Genomic DNA, 2,474 nt, shown 5'->3' with positions numbered 1-2,474 from the left:
GCCGCGTCGGCCAAGCCCAGCACGAGCCCCACGCCGGCGGTGATCACCAAGGGCGGCGGACCGGTGCCGTTCCGGCCCGGCAAGGCGATGCTCGGCGCCTACCTGGGGCTGGAGGGAAAATCGCTGACCGAGAGCCTCGCGCTGCGCCGCAACCAGCTCGGTCGCGACGAGCGCATCGTGCACGTCTTCTACGACTTCACCGACACGTTGCCGCAGGCGGTCGAGGGCCTGCCGGCCAAGGCCACCCCAATGGTGTCCTGGCGTGGCTGCCCGCTCACCGACATCAACTCCGGGAAGAGCGACGCGGTCATCGCCCGGGCCGCGCGCCGGCTCAAGGGCCAGGGCCGGCCGGTGCTGCTGCGCTGGGGCTGGGAGATGAACGGCGACTGGTACAAGTGGAGTGCCGCGCGCAACGGCAAGGACGGCCAGGCGTACGTGACCGCGTGGCGGCGCCTGCACCGCATCTTCGCCGAGGAGAAGGCCACCAACGTGTCCTGGGTGTGGAGCCCGAACTGGAACTCCGACCCGGCCGCGGAGTGGAACACCTTCGCGGCGCTCTACCCCGGCGACGAGTACGTCGACTGGGTCGGGGTCTCCGGCTACAACCTGCACCGCGAGACCCCGGACAAGCTGTTCGCCGGCATCTACCGGGCGTACGCCGCGCGCAAGCCCATCATGATCACCGAGGTGGGCTCGGTGGACCGGGGCGGCCGTACCAAGGCCGACTGGATCACGCTCTTCGCGCGCTGGGTGGAGGCGCACCCGGCGGTGGGCGCGGTGACCTGGTTCGACACCGACACCCACCCCGGGTACGAGGAGAAGTGGCGCATCGACACCGACGCCGAGTCGCTGGCGGCGTACAAGGCGATGGCGGCGAGCGCGCGGTTCAGCGGCTAGCCTTCTCGGCCGCCTCGATCGCGTTGCGGAACAGCATCGCCACGGTCGTCGGGCCCACGCCGCCGACCCGCGGGGTGATCGCCCCGGCGACCCGCGCGACCTCCTCGGCCACGTCCGGCAGCAGCCGCCGGCCCTCGTAGCGCACCCCGGCACCGACGACCGTCGCGCCCGGCTTCACGTGCTCGGGCTGGATGATGCCGGGCACGCCGGCGGCGGCGATGAGAATCTCGGCCCGCCGGGTGTAGCGCTGCCAGTCCGGCACACCGGTGTGCACGACCGTCACGGCGGCGTTCGCGGTCGGCCGCTTCTGCGCCAGCATCATGGCCAGCGGGCGCCCGATGGTCGCGCCCCGGCCCAGGATGACCACCTCGCGACCGGCGACCGGCACGTCGTGGTACGCCAGCAGCGCCTCGATGCCGGCCGGGGTGCACGGCCGGGGCCCGGGCAGGCCCACCGACATCCGGCCCAGGTTGAGCGGGTGCATGCCGTCGACGTCCTTGTCCGGGTCGACGGTCAGCAGCGCCGCGTCGTAGTCGATGTGTGCCGGCGGCGGGTACTGGATCAGCAGGGCGTGCACGGCCGGGTCGGCGTTGAGCTGGTCGATCGCCCGCAGCAGGTCGTCCTGCGTCGCGTCCGCGCCCAGGTGCACATGCGGCGAGACGAAACCCAGCTCGGCGGCCTGGCGCTGCTTGATCCGGATGTATCCGGCGCTGGCGTCGTCGTCGCCGACCAGCACGGTCGCCAGCGACGGCTGGACACCGGCCTCGCGCAGCTTCGTCACCCGCTGCGCGACGTCGGCCAGGACCTCGTCGGCCACCGGCTTGCCGGGCAGCAGCCTTGCTTCATGCTCTACGGACATACAGCTTTCACTCCGGCGTGGGCACCCAGGCGGACGGCCCCCACGGCGAGCTCCCCGATGGTGGTCCCCATCCTCGATGCCGCCAGTCGCGTGTCCGCGTCAGTCTACGGCGCTGATGTAGAGGGTGCGGTAGGCGGTGGTGTCCCCGAACCGGTAGAGGCTCACCCGCATCCGCTGCGCGCCCGGCAGGCTCAGCGCTTCGCTCCAGGTCCCGTCCCCGGTGACCGAGACCGTGCGCTTGACCGTCGCGGCCCCCGACGGGCCGGTCACGCTGAGCGTGTACGGCCCGTCCGAGGCGACCAGCCCGGTCGCCGACACCCGCACCGTACGGTTGCCGGCCGCGTTGACCGGGCCCGGCGGCGCCGCCGACAGTGCGGTCACCACGGTGTCGTGCGTGGCCCTCGACGTGGTGAACGACAGCCAGCTCGCCCCGGCCAGCACGGCCGCGACCGCCACCAGCGGCAGGAACTGGCGCAGCAGGCGCCGGCGCCGGGCCTTCTCCTCGGCGGCGGTGCGCTGCTCGTCCTCCTCCAGCACCGCGGGCACGATCGACATCACCACGGTGTTCGCCTGAGCCACTGTGTTGGCCTCGGCCAGGCCGTTCAGCGGAAGCCGTACGGTGTTCTCGCCGACGCCGATCCGCACCAGCTTCTCGCCGACCGGCCGGGGTCGCGGCTCCGCGCGGTCCGCCGCGCGCACCCGGCGCGGCGGCAGCAGC

At 73.0% G+C, this 2,474-nt stretch carries 3 protein-coding genes; 1 reads left to right on the top strand and 2 read right to left on the bottom strand.

Going from position 1 to position 2,474, the window contains the following annotated elements; all coding sequences use genetic code 11:
- Window positions 1–897: glycosyl hydrolase (locus AB0C29_RS43380; protein ID WP_360833494.1), on the top strand; the 897-nt coding region annotated here is incomplete at its 5' end.
- Here the strand turns inward: AB0C29_RS43380 and AB0C29_RS43375 are convergent.
- Together AB0C29_RS43375 and AB0C29_RS43370 are read right to left on the bottom strand one after the other, a co-directional pair.
- Window positions 887–1,756 (bottom strand): tetrahydrofolate dehydrogenase/cyclohydrolase catalytic domain-containing protein, encoded by an 870-nt coding sequence (locus AB0C29_RS43375; protein WP_360833492.1) that lies wholly within the window; start codon window positions 1,754–1,756, stop codon window positions 887–889. The genes AB0C29_RS43380 and AB0C29_RS43375 overlap by 11 nt on opposite strands.
- A 99-nt stretch (window positions 1,757–1,855) precedes the next feature.
- A partial coding sequence (locus tag AB0C29_RS43370; protein ID WP_360833490.1) for a hypothetical protein occupies window positions 1,856–2,474 on the bottom strand: 619 nt, incomplete at its 5' end.

The sequence above is a fragment of the Actinoplanes sp. NPDC048791 genome, from assembly GCF_040650095.1.
Classification (GTDB): domain Bacteria; phylum Actinomycetota; class Actinomycetes; order Mycobacteriales; family Micromonosporaceae; genus Actinoplanes.
Note: the sequence above shows the minus strand (reverse complement) of the source record. Positions and strands in the feature narration are given on the sequence as shown.

Coding starts and splice junctions, on each gene's coding strand:
- AB0C29_RS43375 (WP_360833492.1), bottom strand. CDS start 1,756: ATGTCCGTAGAGCATGAAGCAAGGCTGCTGCCCGGCAAGCCGGTGGCC.